The sequence below is a fragment of the Paraburkholderia acidicola genome (assembly GCF_002362315.1).
GTDB classification, from domain to species: Bacteria; Pseudomonadota; Gammaproteobacteria; order Burkholderiales; family Burkholderiaceae; genus Paraburkholderia; species Paraburkholderia acidicola.
Genome location: NZ_MTZV01000002.1, coordinates 212,387 through 226,978, shown reverse-complemented (window position 1 = coordinate 226,978; position 14,592 = coordinate 212,387). Strand labels below are relative to the sequence as shown.

Genomic DNA, 14,592 nt, shown 5'->3' with positions numbered 1-14,592 from the left:
CTTTACGATCGATAGTCATCCTGCATACGGCCCGTATGCGGGATGACGAGCCATGATCGGGATTTCCCATTGACAGGTGAACTGGCAGGGTTGTCAGGTGCACGACGAAATCGATTGACCTATCCAGGCACCAGGTGTCGATCAGAGAATGCCCAACACCGTGGCGCGAATCACGGCCTGGACCTTATTCGTCACATCGAGTTTCGCGAGGATATTGCCGATGTGAAAGTTGACCGTCCGGGTACCCACGCCGATGATCAACGCGACCTCGGCGGCGGTCTTACCGAGCGCGGTCCACTTGAGGACTTCCAGTTCCCGCGACGACAACCTGGTGTCACTGGGAGGATGCCAGCGTCCCGGTCTGTTTAGCCTCGCACGAATGAGGCTGCTGACCCACGCCAGATAAGGCGAAATCGAGGCGAATTCTGCGGCGCTAACGGGATCGGATTCGCGTGCCACGGTTAGCAAACCAAACATGGCCAACCGGTCCCACGAAGGATGGGCGAGTCCATGTTTCAGGCCGAAATCTGCAGCGTCATTCCATAGCCGGTCACCACCTGCCGGTCGGGCTTCGACCCATGAGATCGTGGTCGATCGTTTCATCGCGAGAGCAACGGATGAATCGATTTCTATGTATTCCTCAGCCAGGTAATGCGACATCCAGCCGGACGGATAACTATCGAGCACTTCGATACTGCGGCTACCAGGCAAATTTCTTGTTTTGACGCCGTAGGCCCAATATCGGAAGCCAAGTTTGGCGGCAATCTCGTCAAGCATCCTGATGATCTGATCTTTGTTGTTCGCAGCATCCAGCCTCGCGAACAGATCGATCCATGTCGGTGGTTGCAGGTTCATGCCTGAGATTCCCGATCTATGCTTGCCAGATAATCGAAAGACGCATGGATAGATACACGGGTAGACGCAACCGTGCCGTCGACTCTACCAGTTGCTATCTCCAGATGCAGCGGGAATTCAGAGCGAACGATTACAGGTGTAATTGACGCGCTATACCGCACTAAAAACTGAAGCTCGTATTGAATAACGGCGAGCAAAAAAGAGAGCCTTGCTAGGAAAACAGAGATCGCGCAGACTGCCGGAGAATGCTGATCGGAGTCCGAGAACATGCCCGAGTTATACGATCTAACGGCCGTTACGCTTGCCCAGCGCTTTAGCGATCGCAGCCTTACCCCCGTCGATTACGCCGAGGCGCTGCTCAGTCATATCGCGCGCTGGGAGCCGCATATCAACGCGCTGTACCGCTTCGATCCGCAGCGTGTGCGCACTCAGGCGGCCGCTGCTACGCGTCGCTGGGCGGCCGGCACACCGCTTAGCCCAATAGATGGGATTCCGGTAACGATCAAGGAGCTAATCGCCACCGAAGGCGATCCGGTGCCGCAAGGCTCGGCCGCAACGGAGTTACAGCCTGCCACAGTCGACGCACCGATCGCGATGCGTTTGCGGGAAGCCGGCGCGGTCCTGATCGGCAAAACCACCACACCGGATTACGGCATGCTGACGTCGGGGATGTCGAGCATGCACGGACTGACCCGGAACCCGTGGAACCTCGCGATGAACCCGGGCGGCTCGAGCAGCGGTGCCGCCGCGGCCGCCGCCGCGAGCTATGGACCCTTCCACGTCGGCACCGACATCGGCGGCTCGATCAGGTTGCCGGCCGGGTTGTGCGGTCTCGTCGGATTGAAGCCATCGCATGGCCGCGTCCCGGTCGATCCGTATTACGTCGGGCGCTGCGCAGGTCCGATGACCCGGACCATCGACGACTGTGCGTTACTGATGCAATTCCTGTCCCTCCCGGACCCGCGCGATGCGACCAGCCTGTCGTACCAAGCGATCGACTGGACAATCGATGCGGCGGACGTGCGCGGCATGCGCATCGGGCTGATGCTGGAGGCAGGTTGCGGGCTCGAGCCCGAAGCCGAAGTCGTAGCCGCAGTGCAGGCCGCCGCCGATCTGTTCGCCGCGCACGGCGCCGTGATCGTGCCGGTTGCGCCGGTGCTCAACCGGGACATGCTCGACGGAATTGACCGCTTTTTTCAGGCCCGCTTGCTCGGTGATCTGGAAAGGCTGCCGCCCGACCGGCGCGCGCGGATTCTGCCGTACATACTCGAATGGGCGGGGCAGGGCGCGGCCCTTTCCGGTGTCGAGGCAATCCGCAGCTTCAACCGGACCTACGAGATTCGCGCCGCGGCGGCCCGGCCGTTCCAGGACGTGGAGGCTGTCTTGTCTCCCGTCAATCCGACTGGCTGTTTCCCTGCGGAATGGGCCAGTCCCGTCAACGATCCGCATCGTCCGTTCGAACACATCGCCTTTACCTTGCCCTGGAACATGGGCGAGCAACCGGGGCTCTCGATCAACTGCGGGTTCACTTCGAATGACATGCCAATTGGCCTTCAGATCGTGGGCCCACGTTTCTCCGACCGGTTAGTGCTTCAGCTCGGCAAGGCGTACGAAAACTGGCGGGCAGACATGCCGCGCTGGCCTTTACCGCCGGCCTGAGCGCACCGGCCATACGTGGCAAGTAACAAAGTAGCAAAGTCCCGCATCGTTGTTTCCCGCTGAAGGAAGCCCATGGAAGACACGCTTCGACCCACGATGGCCGGGACCAGTAGCGCGGCGTCTCGCTCGGATGCACGTCGAAGCGTGGTGGCGGTCGCGCTCGGTAACGCGGTCGAGTTCTTCGACTTCGGCACCTACGCGACGTTCGCCGTGATGATCGGACACGCGTTCTTCCCGACAAAGAGCGCGTTCATGAGCCTGTTGTTGTCGGTCTCGGTGTTCGGGCTCGGCTTTGTCGTGCGACCGCTTGGCGCGGTACTGATCGGCGCCTATGCGGATCGCGCGGGTCGCAAGCCGGCAATGATGCTGACGCTGCTGATGATGACCATCGGCACCGGCGCGATCGCCGTGTTGCCCGGCTACGAATCGATTGGTATCGCGGCGCCGATCCTGCTCGTCTGTACGCGGCTTGTGCAGGGTCTCGCGTGGGGCGGTGAGGCAGGGCCCGCCACCACCTACCTGCTCGAAGCCGCGCCCGTCGAACGGCGTGGCACGTATGCGTGCTGGCAGGTGGCGACTCAAGGGTTCGCGGCGGTCGCGGCCGGGCTCACGGGGTTTGTGCTGACGTTGTGGCTATCGGAGTCGCAACTGTATGCGTGGGGCTGGCGTGTGCCGTTCGTATTCGGGTTGCTGGTCCTACCTATCGGCATCTATATTCGCCGCCGCCTGTCGGACACCATCGACGCACACAGCGCCCCTGCGTCGACACGCGAGATCCTGCACGAACTGAATACGCAGCATCGTCGCCCGATCGTCATCGGTCTGCTGATTCTGCTCGGCAGCACCATTACGCAGTACTTCCTCAACTACATGACGACGTTTGCGCTGACCGAACTGCATTTGCCGGGCAGCATCGCGATGCTCGCGACGCTGACGACGGGCGCTACGCTTGCAGCAGGGTGTCTCGTGGGTGGGCGTCTTTCCGATTCGATCGGACGCAAGCCGGTTCTGATCTGGCCACGCGTCGTCCTGCTTCTGCTGATTTTTCCGGCACTGCACCTGATCGTGTCCCAACCGACACCCGCGGTATTTCTCGGCACGCTTGCCGTGTTGTCCGCGCTGCATGGCATGAGCGGCGCCGCGCTGATCATTCTGATCGCCGAAAGTTTTCCGACGCGGGTTCGTTCGACCGGTTTCTCGATCGTCTATGCGGTTGCGGTATCGCTGTTCGGCGGCACGGCGCAAAGCATTATCACGTGGCTGATCGGGGTGACCGGCAATCCGATGGCGCCGACCGGGTATCTGCTCGTCGCGACGGCGATCTGTATTGGAGCTGGTGTGATCGCAAGCGAAACTGCACCGGCGCGGCGCGATGCTGCGGGCATCTGACGCAACGACGTTCAGCTCGCCGTGCGGCTTGCTTGCTACTGCAAGCGCGCCGTAGCCAGATGCGCGGCCATACCGAACATCATGAGGGCGACGAACGCATCGAGGGCTCGCCATGCCATAGCGCGCGTAAATAACCGACGAAAAGCACGCGAAAAATTCGTCAAACCGGAGAACCACACAAACGACGCAGCGATCGCGCCGAGCATGAAAGGCCAGCGAGCGTCCCCCGACTTGCTCGCCGCAATTGATCCGACCACAAGCACGGTATCGACCCACGCATAGGGATTGAGCAGCGAGACGACGGCAGTGGCAATCAGCGTTTGCAAAAACGTATTGCGTGGCAGCACGTCGCCACCACCGGCATGATGTTGACCGGCGACTGCCGCGCGCAACGCAAGCAGCCCATGACAGACGAGATAGCCGATACCACCCCACAGGGCGACGGATAGCAGGAGCGGATGGCGTGTGAGCAGTGCGGAGAAACCGCCGGCGCCGAGTGCGATCAGCAGTGCGTCACTGCCCGCGCATACCGCAACGATAAGCGGCAGATGCTGCCCGCCCAGCGAGCGTCTGATGACGAACGCGTCTTTAGGACCTACCGAGGTGAACAGGCCGGCGCCGAGCAGCAACCCTTCGATGAAAGCAGAGGTATCGAACATGAATCATGCCGACAACCTCTCAAGCTGGACCGGAACGGTTAAGTTGGTTGCCACTATAGGGGGAGTTTGTGACGATTGCAAAAAGGCTTTTCTGACAGATCCGTGAACACACTCGTCTACCCGCAGCAAGGGCACGGATTGCGATCGCAGATAAAGCCAGCTACTGTCGCACGATAGGCGGGCCCACACCCGGCGTTGACGGCCGCTTCCCGATCACAAGGAAACCAGCATATGAGCATTCGCATTGTCCGGTTAGGTTCGCCGCGAGCCCCCACAGAGGGTGTACGCATCGGCACCGTACGGCGGCCACCACGCGGCGTGCCGAAAAGCGAGTTCGGTTCGCGCGACTACTACGACGTCTGGCTACCGATCCTCTCGCCCAGCTTGCCATTGATGGCTCAGGCGAAGGCAGCCGAGGACGCCGCCGCGTGGAAAGTCTTCACACGCAAATTCCGCGCGGAGATGGACGGCGACGCCAGCAAGGTGCTGGACCTGCTCGCGGTCCTCTCGCTGACTACGCATTTCTCGATCGGTTGCTACTGCGAGCACGAAGACCATTGCCATCGCGGCATTCTTCGCCAGATGCTGGTCGAGCGGGGTGCGTCGATCGTGTGATGCACGATGCGTGCGTGCCTGCCGTCATATTCAAAACCCGCATCCAGTCATGACACCCAAGCCTCCGGAAAACCCGCTCTCGCCCCGCAAGGCACCGCTGCAACGCCGCGCTACGGCCACCGTCGACGCAATCGTCGAAGCGGCCGCGCGCATTCTGGAGACGCTCGGCCCCGATGGCTACACGACCAACGCGGTGGCGGAGCGGGCAGGCGTCAGCATCGGTTCGCTGTATCAGTACTTTCCGAATCGCGATGCGTTGACCGTCGCGCTGATCGAACGCGAGACCAGCACGTTGCTCGAACAGGCACGACAGGCGGCCACCGAGCCAACCTGCGCTGCGGCGCTCAGCGGTCTGATCGATGCGGCGATTGCGCATCAGATGCGTCGTCCAGCGCTCGCTCGTGTGATTGATTTCGAGGAGCGTCGTTTGCCGCTCGGCGAGCGCAACCTGCGTGTGGCGGAGCAGTTGCATCGGGTGATCGTGGAGGCGCTTGGTCGCCCCGATGCGCCGGCCATCAAGGATCGCGAAACCGCGGCGCAGGACGTGCTCGCGCTTGCGCACGGCATCAACGACGTCGCTGGCGAACGGATGGAAACCGATGCGCAGTCGCTGCGCGAACGCGTGTGGATCGCGGTGCGTGGCTATCTGGTGGGCATGGCGGAGATCGGGCGTTGAACGGGCCCGGTGCCGTGCATTGCGTTCATGCGTGCAGCGAGCGGGCATGGCCACACATGCAGCGATAACGGATACTGCGTCACTCCGCGACATACGGTCTTTCTTTTCTAACAGGCGCTTCCATGTCTTCTGTCCTGGCATTCAAGCTGGTGTTGCTGTCGCTGATCGCGATCATCGTTCTCGAACTCGTGGCGAAGCGCCTGCGCTTGCCGCCCGCTGCCGCGCTGCTGGTAGGCGGCGCAGCGATGGCATTTATCCCTGGCCTGCCGCCGGTGAATCTCGATCCCGATCTCGTCCTGATCGTGTTCCTGCCGCCGCTGCTGATGGATGGCGCGTACTTCTCCGTGTGGGACGACTTCAAGCGCAACCTGAACGGCATCCTGTTACTCGCAGTCGGTGCCGTGGCGTTTACGACGTTTGTAGTCGGCGTCGTCGCGCACTGGGTCGCGCCGGGTCTGCCGTGGGCCGCGTGCTTTGCGCTCGGTGCGATCGTTTCGCCGCCCGATGCGGTCGCTGCGAAGGCGGTGCTCGAACGTGTCGCGTTGCCGCGCCAGTTGATGGTGCTGCTCGAAGGCGAGAGTCTGTTGAACGACGCGGCCGGGCTCGTGCTGTTTCGCTTTGCGGTCGCCGCGGCGCTGACCGGCGCGTTCAGCATCGAGCACGCGACGTTGAGCTTCGCCACGCTCGCCGTGGGGGGTGTCGCGGTCGGCTGGATCGTGGGGATGCTTATCGTGCTGCTCGTGCGGGTACTCGACGACGATTACCTCATCATCATGGCCTCGGTAATGGCAGGGTGGTGCAGCTATATCGCGGGCGATCTGGCCGGTGTGTCCGGTGTCATCGCTACCGTGACGTGCGGGATGGTGCTCGGCTGGCATCAGCACGAAGTGTTTTCGGCGGCGGTGCGCACGCGCGGCACGGCGTTCTGGCAGGTTGTGGTGTTCCTGCTCGAAGCGCTGGTGTTCGTGTTGATCGGACTGTCGCTACGCGGCGTGATGGTGCGGCTCGGCGGGATCGGCGACGTGATGGCGGCCTTCGCACCAGCGATCGGCGCGGTACTCTGCGCTGTTGTTCTGTCGCGCTTCGTTTGGGTGTTCGGTGTCGATGCGTTGCGCGCGCTATTGCCGCGCATCGTGCGGCGCGCTCCGCGTGCCTTCGAGTGGCGTGCGGCGACGGTCGTCAGTTGGGCCGGGATGCGCGGGGTCGTCACGCTCGCGATCGCGTTGTCGCTGCCGGAAACGATGCCGGGCCGTGATCTGATTCTGGTGGCCGCATTCGCGGTCATTCTCGTGACCGTGCTGCTGCAGGGCACGACGATCGGTCCGCTGATCCGGCTCGTCGGTCTCACGGGCGGCGATGCGAGAGCCGAGCATCATTTGACGGAAACGGGAGCATGGGCGCGGCTCGAAGCCGCGCAACTCGCGGCGATCCTGCCGCTGGTGCATGCACCCGACGGCACGGTCATTCACCCGCGATTGCTCGAGCAGTACAGCTATCGTGCGCGCATTACCGCCGAGCACCAGGACGAAGAGGCGTACCCGTCCGAGGCGCGCAGTGCGCACTACGATGTGGTGCTGACGGCGGTTGCCGCCGGTCGCGCGGAACTGTTGCGTATGCATCGAGCGGGCATCGTGCACGATGAAATGCTGCACGCGCTCGAACACGATCTCGATCTGCAGGAAGTGGCTGCGCGGCATGCGCGTGGTTAGTCGCGGTTAGTCGTCAGTCAGCGTCAGCGCTCGAATCGGCCACCGCCACCGCACGTGCCCCACACGCACGCAGCACGAGCGCGACGACTTCTTCGGTCGTCGCTTCGAACGCTTTCTTCGACAGCGCGCGCTTGCCCGCCAGTGCCTGGATCTGCGCGTCGAAATCGGCGAAGTGCTGCGTCAGCGCCCAGATCGTGAACAGAAACGTGCGCGCATCGACGCGCGCAAGCAGACCACGTTCGATCCAGTCATCGATCATCGTGATGCGGGTTTCCATCCACGGCTTCACGCGATCCGTCAGGATGTCCTGCATGTGCGTCGCACCATGGATGATCTCGTTCGCCCACACCTTCGAGCCAAGCGGCCGCCGGCGCGACAGCGCCATTTTCGCGCGGACATAGCCGGCAATCGCATCGGCGGGATCGTCGCTGCTCTCGAACGTGTCGGCCGCGCGATGCCATTCCTCGAACACGTCTTCGAGCACGCGCCGGTACAGGTCGAGCTTGGTCGGAAAGTAGTAGTGCAGGTTGGCCTTGGGCAGGCCCGCGCGTTCCGCGATCATCGCAGTGCTCGCGCCTTCGAGACCGCGCTCCGCGAAAACCGCTTCCGCGCACGCGAGCAGATGCGCTTCGTTGCTGTGACGGATGTGTGCCTTGCGTCGCCGTGGCGGCGTGCTGGCTTCGGGTTCGGCCGCCACGGCGGGCGTGTCGTCGCTTTTCATTGTCGGTTCTCGTTCGGCGGGTCGCCTGATCGCGCCTCAGTAGCGCCTCATTGTAGCCACATTGCCGCGGTGCACGTTCGCGCCGCGCGAGGGCTTCGTAGACTACCCAGGGTTTCTGCTATATCGCAATGGCATAGTTTTCGCTCATCAAGAAGTCATTGAAATATAGACGTTAATCGTATAAAACCTGTCCATTCGGACAGGATTAGAGCAGCAACAGCGGAAGAGCGAAAGCAGGGTTTGCATCGTTGCACCGGCTACGGGCGCGCAGCCCCAAAGCCCATCACCAATGCACCGGTTGCGCGCACTTGCGCACAGGTTGAATCACGAAAAAGGAAGACGCTGTAGAAGCGTCCGTCATCCCCACCCGTCGTGCGACGCACGGCGGCCTTCAATACGGATCGCCCGATCCGGATGAGGAGTGCATGCGATGAACGCAGTAACCGAAGCCGCGCTGGACGTGTCGATCAACGTGAACGGCCAGCGCCTGTGGGACAGCCTGATGACGGTGGCGAAGATCGGGGCCACGCCCAAAGGCGGCGTATGCCGTCTGGCGTTGACCGATCTCGATCGCGAAGGGCGTGACCTGATCGTGAGCTGGGCCAAAGAGGCGGGCTGCACGGTCACAGTCGATCAGATGGGCAATGTGTTCATGCGCCGCGCAGGGCGCGACGCGACTGCAACGCCGGTGGTCACCGGTTCGCATGCGGATTCGCAGCCGACGGGCGGGCGCTTCGACGGCATCTACGGCGTGCTTGGCGGGCTTGAAGTGATCCGCAGCCTGAACGATCGAGCTATCGAAACCGAACGTCCTATCGAAGTTGTGATCTGGACCAACGAAGAAGGCTCGCGCTTCGCACCGGCCATGGTTGCGTCGGGCGTATTCGCCGGGGTGTTCACACTCGACTACGGGCTCTCGCGCAAGGACGTCGACGGCAAGACGATCGGCGAGGAACTGCAGCGCATCGGCTATGCGGGCGACGTGCCGTGCGGCGGTCGTCCGATCCATGCTGCGTTCGAGCTGCATATCGAGCAGGGACCGATTCTCGAAGCCGAACACAAGACCATCGGTGTGGTGACCGACGCACAGGGCCAGCGCTGGTACGAGATCGTGCTGACCGGACAGGAAGCGCATGCGGGCCCGACGCCGATGCCGCGTCGTCGCGATGCGCTGCTCGGGGCGGCGCGTGTGGTGGATCTGGTGAACCGGATCGGTCTGAACCATGCGCCGCTCGCGTGCGCGACGGTCGGCATGATGCAGGTCCATCCGAATTCCCGCAACGTGATTCCCGGCCGGGTATTTTTCACCGTCGACTTCCGTCATCCGGAAGACGCCGTGCTCGCGCTGATGGACGCGGAATTGCGCGAGGGCGTCGCGAAGATCGCGGGTGCCATCGGCCTCGAAACACAGCTCGAACAGATTTTCTACTACGCGCCGATCGCCTTCGATGCAGCCTGCGTGAAATCCGTGCGCAACGCAGCGGAGCGCTTCGGCTATCCCAATCGCGACATCGTGTCGGGCGCGGGTCACGACGCGTGCTACCTGTCGAAGGTTGCGCCCACATCGATGGTGTTCGTGCCATGCATCGACGGCATCAGTCACAACGAAATCGAAGACGCGACGCTCGAGTGGATCGAAGCCGGCGCGAACGTGCTGCTGCACGCGATGCTGGAACGCGCGCGCGAACCGGCGTCGTGATGGCGTGGTGAATGCGCTTGCGCTGCGAGTCGCATCGTGTCGCATAAGAAATAAAGGCTCGTGAGCAACCCCTGTCGGACAAGCCGGCCCTCGTGTTGTGAGGCCGGCGAGTTTCATTCGCCTCTCTTTGACGAAACGGAGTGTGCATGGCTATCAAGGAAACCGGCGACATCGCCGCCGGCCGTCTGCCCGCCGACCAGCTGGCCTGCCAGTTCAGCGACGTTGCACCGCTGCTCGATGCGCAAGCGGCAGCCGTGGCGGCCAGCCGCTGTCACTACTGCTATGACGCGCCATGCATCCAGGCCTGTCCGACGCAGATCGACATCCCCAGCTTTATCCGCAAGATCGGCAACGGCAACCTGAAGGGCGCCGCGACCGACATTCTCTCGGCGAATCCACTCGGTGGCATGTGCGCGCGTGTGTGCCCAACCGAAATCCTCTGCGAAGGAGCCTGCGTGCGTAATCATCAAGACGGCGATCCGGTTGCGATCGGTGCATTGCAACGCCACGCCACCGACTGGGCCATGGCGAGCGGCGTATCGCTGTTCCACCGTGCAGCAGAGACCGGTCGCCGCGTTGCGGTGGTGGGCGGCGGTCCGGCCGGGCTTGCCTGCGCGCATCGTCTGGCGTTGGCCGGGCACAGCGTGACGCTGTTCGATGCCCATGAGAAAGCGGGCGGCCTGAACGAATACGGCATCGCCGCCTACAAGACCGTGGACGATTTCGCGCAGCGCGAAGTGGCATGGCTGCTGTCGATCGGTGGGATCGAATGGCGCGCGGGACAGGTGCTCGGTCGCGAACTGCATCTGGCGGAATTGCGTCAGCAATACGACGCAGTGTTCATCGCAATCGGACTTGCCGGGGTGAGGGCGTTGCAGATCGAAGGCGAGAGTTTTGCCGGCGTGTACGACGCGGTCGATTTCATCGCGCGATTGCGCCAGAGCAACGATCTTTCGACGTTGGCCGTGGGTCGCCGCGTCGTCGTGATCGGCGGCGGCAACACAGCCGTCGATGCCGCGGTGCAGAGCCGCAAGCTCGGTGCGCAGAGCGTAACGATGGTGTATCGGCGCGGCCTCGACACGATGAGCGCGACGTGGGCCGAACGCGAATTCGCGCAGACCCAGGGGGTTGCGTTGATTGTCAACGCCCGGCCGGTGCGTGTGCTCGGCAACGGTGCCGGTGTGACAGCAGTCGAGTTCGAGCTGACCGGCGGCGACGCAGGCACGCTCGCACGCACCGGGACGGGCGAACGCTTCATCGTCGCCGCCGACATGGTGCTGAAGGCGATCGGCCAGACCCTCATCGCGTCGGAACTGAGCGCGGACGTTCTGACGCTCGACGGTACGCGTATTTCGGTGGACCAGGAGCGCAGGACCTCGTTGCCGGACGTATGGGCGGGCGGCGACTGCGCGGCCACCGGGCTCGACCTGACGGTGCAGGCGGTGCAGGACGGCAAGCTCGCAGCCGCGTCGATCGACCGGATGTTTGCGCGCACAGCGGCCCGAGCCGCTTAAGGTAGTTCTACCGCAAGACGGTGCGACGAATCGCCGGACATCGCGGCGCGCACCGGCTGCCGATATAAAAAAGCTTTCCCCACGGAGCCGAATATGGCCGATCTTCGCTGCACGATAGCCGGCATTACGTCGCCGAATCCGTTCTGGCTCGCGTCCGCGCCACCCACCGACAAGGCCTACAACGTCAACCGCGCGTTCGAAGCGGGCTGGGGCGGCGTAGTGTGGAAGACACTGGGTCTCGATCCGCACGTCGTCAACGTGAGTTCGCGCTACGGTGCGGTGCAATGGAACGGCCAGCGCATCGCCGGGTTAAACAACATCGAACTGATCACCGACCGCCCGCTCGACGTGAACCTGCGCGAGATCGCTGAGGTGAAACGCGACTGGCCGGACCGCGCGATGATCGTCTCGCTGATGGTGCCGTGCAACGAGCGCGACTGGAAATGGATTCTGCCGCTCGTCGAGGACACCGGCGCCGATGCCGTGGAACTGAACTTCGGTTGTCCGCACGGGATGAGCGAGCGCGGTATGGGCGCGGCAGTGGGCCAGGTGCCCGAGTATGTGGAGATGGTGACGCGCTGGGTGAAGGAGGGCACGCGGTTGCCGTGCCTCGTGAAGCTCACGCCGAATATCAGCGATATCCGGCTGGGTTCGCGGGCGGCGTTCAAGGGCGGCGCGGACGGTGTGTCGTTGATCAACACGATCAATTCGATCGTCGCGGTCGATCTCGACCAGATGGCGCCGATGCCGACCGTCGACGGCAAGGGCACGCACGGTGGTTATTGCGGTCCGGCGGTCAAGCCGATTGCGCTGAACATGGTCGCTGAAATTGCCCGTGATGCGGAAACGCCCGGTCTACCCATTTCCGGCATCGGCGGCATTACGACGTGGCGCGATGCCGCCGAATTCATCGTGCTCGGCGCCGGTAGCGTGCAGGTCTGCACGGCCGCGATGCATTACGGCTTTCGCATCGTGTCGGACCTCGTCGACGGTCTCGCGAACTGGATGGACGAAAAAGGCTACGCGACGCTCGACGACATCCGCGGTCGCGCGGTACCGAACGTCACCGACTGGAAGTACCTGAACCTGCAATACGACATCAAGGCACGCATCGATCAGGACCGCTGCATCCAGTGCGGGCTGTGCCATATCGCCTGCGAAGACACGGCCCACCAGGCGATCCTGGCCGAGAAAGATGGTGTGCGGCATTTCGAAGTCGTCGACGAACACTGCGTCGGGTGCAATTTATGCATGCATGTGTGCCCGGTCGACGGTTGCATCACGATGGAGCGCGTCGATTCGGGCGCGTCGTCGAACTGGACCACGCATCCGAACAACCCGGCGCGCGTCACCGCCGACGGCAGCCCGGATGGCCAGCCGATCGCAGCAGCACACGCAGCCTGACTCCGCACTGCAAGCCTCGATCGTGCTTTAAAGCGAGTGACGAACAAGCTGCACCAGGCCGCAGAGACAACAAAAGAACCGGCACCCAGACCGGCGATGAACGCGCAGCACGTGCACCCTGGATGCATCGCGACGACGACGCGCCAGCCTTTCGACGATTGGAGAACCTTCAATGAATCAGTCCGCGGGAACCGGCGCTTCGCCGCTGCAGGCAGACGTTCACAGCAGTGCGCTCTACAACGACGACCTTGCGCCAACCGGTAGCGCGCAACGCACGTGGCGGTGGTATCACTTCGCGGCGCTGTGGGTCGGCATGGTGATGAACATCGCGTCGTACATGCTGGCCTCGGGTTTGACCGAGCAGGGCATGTCGCCCTGGCAGGCGGTGGCGACCGTGCTGCTCGGCAACCTGATCGTGCTCGTACCGATGCTGCTGATTGGTCACGCAGGCGCGAAACACGGCATTCCCTACGCAGTGCTCGTGCGTTCGTCGTTCGGCACGCAGGGCGCAAAACTGCCGGCGTTGTTGCGCGCGATCGTCGCGTGCGGCTGGTACGGCATTCAGACCTGGCTTGGCGGTAGCGCGATCTATACGTTGCTCAACATTCTGACTGGCAACGCATTGCAGGGCGCGGCACTTCCGTTGATCGACATCTCGATTGGCCAGGCCGCGTGCTTTCTCGCTTTCTGGGCGCTGCAGATCTATTTCATCGTCAACGGTACCGACTCGATCCGCTGGCTCGAAAGCTGGTCCGCGCCGATCAAGGTCGTGATGTGTATCGCACTGGTGTGGTGGGCGACTTCGAAGGCGGGCGGCGTTGGTTCGATGCTGTCCACGCCGTCGCAGTTCGACGCCGGTGGCAAAAAGGCCGGGATGTTCTGGGTCACGTTCTGGCCGAGCCTCACAGCGATGGTTGGGTTCTGGGCGACGCTCGCGCTGAATATTCCCGACTTCACGCGCTTCGCCAAAACGCAGCGCGACCAGATGGTCGGCCAGGCAATTGGCTTGCCGCTGCCGATGGCGCTGCTGTCGGTAATTTCAGTGGTGGTCACGTCGGCGACTGTGGTGATCTACGGCAAGGCGATCTGGGATCCGATCGATCTGACGAGCCGCATGACCGGCATCGGCGTCGGTCTCGCGCTGGTTATCCTGACGCTCGACACGATGTGCTGCAATCTCGCGGCCAACCTGGTTGGCCCGGCATACGACTTTTCGAGCCTGTGGCCCAAGGGCATTTCGTATCGCGCAGGCGGGATGATCACCGCGACGATCGCGATCGTGATGATGCCGTGGAAGATCCTCGCCACCACGCAGGGCTACATCTTCACATGGCTGGTTGGGTACTCGGCGCTGCTCGGACCGGTGGCGGGCATCATGATGGTCGATTACTTCCTGATTCGCGGTACGCGGCTCGATCATCGTGAACTGTTCGACGAGCACGGCGAATATGCGTATGTGGGCGGCTGGAACATTGCGGCGGTGGCTGCGCTCGTAATCGGCGTGTTGCCGAACCTGCCGGGCTTTCTGAACACCGCGTTTCCGGCGGCGTTTCCGAATGTGCCCGATGCGTTCAAAAGCGTCTATACGTATGCATGGTTCGTCGGGCTTGCGCTCGCGGCACTCGTGTACGGCTTCTGGATGAAGTTCGCGGGCAGCGGGAGTACGCGCATTGCGCGCGCTTGATTGAAACA

The 14,592-nt window shown here is 62.9% G+C and carries 12 protein-coding genes; 9 read left to right on the top strand and 3 right to left on the bottom strand.

The window, feature by feature from the left end; translation table 11 throughout:
• Positions 1–141 precede the first annotated feature (141 nt).
• On the bottom strand, positions 142–855 hold the full coding sequence (locus BWP39_RS03070; RefSeq protein WP_096716900.1) for an autoinducer binding domain-containing protein: 714 nt from the start codon (positions 853–855) through the stop codon (positions 142–144).
• Between the two features lie 267 nt (positions 856–1,122).
• Here BWP39_RS03070 and BWP39_RS03065 point away from each other — a divergent pair, with 267 nt between their 5' ends.
• Both BWP39_RS03065 and BWP39_RS03060 read left to right on the top strand, forming a co-directional pair.
• Positions 1,123–2,514 (top strand): amidase, encoded by a 1,392-nt coding sequence (locus BWP39_RS03065; protein ID WP_096716899.1) that lies wholly within the window; start codon positions 1,123–1,125, stop codon positions 2,512–2,514.
• A 72-nt stretch (positions 2,515–2,586) separates the two neighbouring features.
• Positions 2,587–3,903 (top strand): MFS transporter, encoded by a 1,317-nt coding sequence (locus tag BWP39_RS03060; protein ID WP_096716898.1) that lies wholly within the window; start codon positions 2,587–2,589, stop codon positions 3,901–3,903.
• Between the two features lie 35 nt (positions 3,904–3,938).
• Here BWP39_RS03060 and BWP39_RS03055 read toward each other — a convergent pair whose 3' ends face one another.
• Entirely contained in the window at positions 3,939–4,562 is a 624-nt protein-coding gene (locus tag BWP39_RS03055; RefSeq protein WP_096716897.1) for a LysE/ArgO family amino acid transporter, read from the bottom strand.
• Between the two features lie 231 nt (positions 4,563–4,793).
• Here BWP39_RS03055 and BWP39_RS03050 point away from each other — a divergent pair, with 231 nt between their 5' ends.
• The 3 genes from BWP39_RS03050 to BWP39_RS03040 all read left to right on the top strand — a co-directional run bounded on the left by BWP39_RS03050 (position 4,794) and on the right by BWP39_RS03040 (position 7,562).
• Positions 4,794–5,177, top strand: a complete 384-nt coding sequence (locus BWP39_RS03050; protein WP_096716896.1) for a DUF488 domain-containing protein — start codon at positions 4,794–4,796, stop codon at positions 5,175–5,177.
• A 49-nt stretch (positions 5,178–5,226) separates the two neighbouring features.
• Entirely contained in the window at positions 5,227–5,853 is a 627-nt protein-coding gene (locus BWP39_RS03045; protein WP_096716895.1) for a TetR/AcrR family transcriptional regulator, read from the top strand.
• A gap of 122 nt (positions 5,854–5,975) precedes the next feature.
• Positions 5,976–7,562, top strand: a complete 1,587-nt coding sequence (locus BWP39_RS03040; RefSeq protein ID WP_096716894.1) for a Na+/H+ antiporter — start codon at positions 5,976–5,978, stop codon at positions 7,560–7,562.
• Positions 7,563–7,575: 13 nt separating this feature from the next.
• Here the strand turns inward: BWP39_RS03040 and BWP39_RS03035 are convergent, their stop codons facing one another.
• Entirely contained in the window at positions 7,576–8,283 is a 708-nt protein-coding gene (locus tag BWP39_RS03035) for a TetR/AcrR family transcriptional regulator (protein WP_096716893.1), read from the bottom strand.
• Between the two features lie 430 nt (positions 8,284–8,713).
• On the opposite strand from BWP39_RS03035, the gene BWP39_RS03030 reads away from it, so the two are divergent.
• From BWP39_RS03030 to BWP39_RS03015, 4 genes are all read left to right on the top strand, one after another.
• A complete protein-coding gene (locus tag BWP39_RS03030) occupies positions 8,714–9,982 on the top strand; it encodes a Zn-dependent hydrolase (RefSeq protein ID WP_096718485.1) in 1,269 nt (422 codons plus the stop codon).
• A gap of 146 nt (positions 9,983–10,128) precedes the next feature.
• Complete coding sequence (locus tag BWP39_RS03025) at positions 10,129–11,496, top strand: NAD(P)-dependent oxidoreductase (RefSeq protein ID WP_096716892.1); 1,368 nt, start codon at positions 10,129–10,131, stop codon at positions 11,494–11,496.
• Positions 11,497–11,589: 93 nt separating this feature from the next.
• Positions 11,590–12,900: an NAD-dependent dihydropyrimidine dehydrogenase subunit PreA gene (gene preA / locus BWP39_RS03020; RefSeq protein WP_096716891.1), complete on the top strand. Its 1,311-nt coding sequence runs from the start codon at positions 11,590–11,592 to the stop codon at positions 12,898–12,900.
• Between the two features lie 172 nt (positions 12,901–13,072).
• Complete coding sequence (locus BWP39_RS03015) at positions 13,073–14,584, top strand: NCS1 family nucleobase:cation symporter-1 (protein ID WP_096716890.1); 1,512 nt, start codon at positions 13,073–13,075, stop codon at positions 14,582–14,584.
• Positions 14,585–14,592 lie beyond the last annotated feature (8 nt).

Coding starts and splice junctions, on each gene's coding strand:
- BWP39_RS03065 (WP_096716899.1), top strand. CDS start 1,123: ATGCCCGAGTTATACGATCTAACGGCCGTTACGCTTGCCCAGCGCTTT.
- BWP39_RS03060 (WP_096716898.1), top strand. CDS start 2,587: ATGGAAGACACGCTTCGACCCACGATGGCCGGGACCAGTAGCGCGGCG.
- BWP39_RS03040 (WP_096716894.1), top strand. CDS start 5,976: ATGTCTTCTGTCCTGGCATTCAAGCTGGTGTTGCTGTCGCTGATCGCG.
- BWP39_RS03030 (WP_096718485.1), top strand. CDS start 8,714: ATGAACGCAGTAACCGAAGCCGCGCTGGACGTGTCGATCAACGTGAAC.
- preA (WP_096716891.1), top strand. CDS start 11,590: ATGGCCGATCTTCGCTGCACGATAGCCGGCATTACGTCGCCGAATCCG.
- BWP39_RS03035 (WP_096716893.1), bottom strand. CDS start 8,283: ATGAAAAGCGACGACACGCCCGCCGTGGCGGCCGAACCCGAAGCCAGC.
- BWP39_RS03055 (WP_096716897.1), bottom strand. CDS start 4,562: ATGTTCGATACCTCTGCTTTCATCGAAGGGTTGCTGCTCGGCGCCGGC.
- BWP39_RS03015 (WP_096716890.1), top strand. CDS start 13,073: ATGAATCAGTCCGCGGGAACCGGCGCTTCGCCGCTGCAGGCAGACGTT.
- BWP39_RS03045 (WP_096716895.1), top strand. CDS start 5,227: ATGACACCCAAGCCTCCGGAAAACCCGCTCTCGCCCCGCAAGGCACCG.
- BWP39_RS03050 (WP_096716896.1), top strand. CDS start 4,794: ATGAGCATTCGCATTGTCCGGTTAGGTTCGCCGCGAGCCCCCACAGAG.
- BWP39_RS03025 (WP_096716892.1), top strand. CDS start 10,129: ATGGCTATCAAGGAAACCGGCGACATCGCCGCCGGCCGTCTGCCCGCC.
- BWP39_RS03070 (WP_096716900.1), bottom strand. CDS start 855: ATGAACCTGCAACCACCGACATGGATCGATCTGTTCGCGAGGCTGGAT.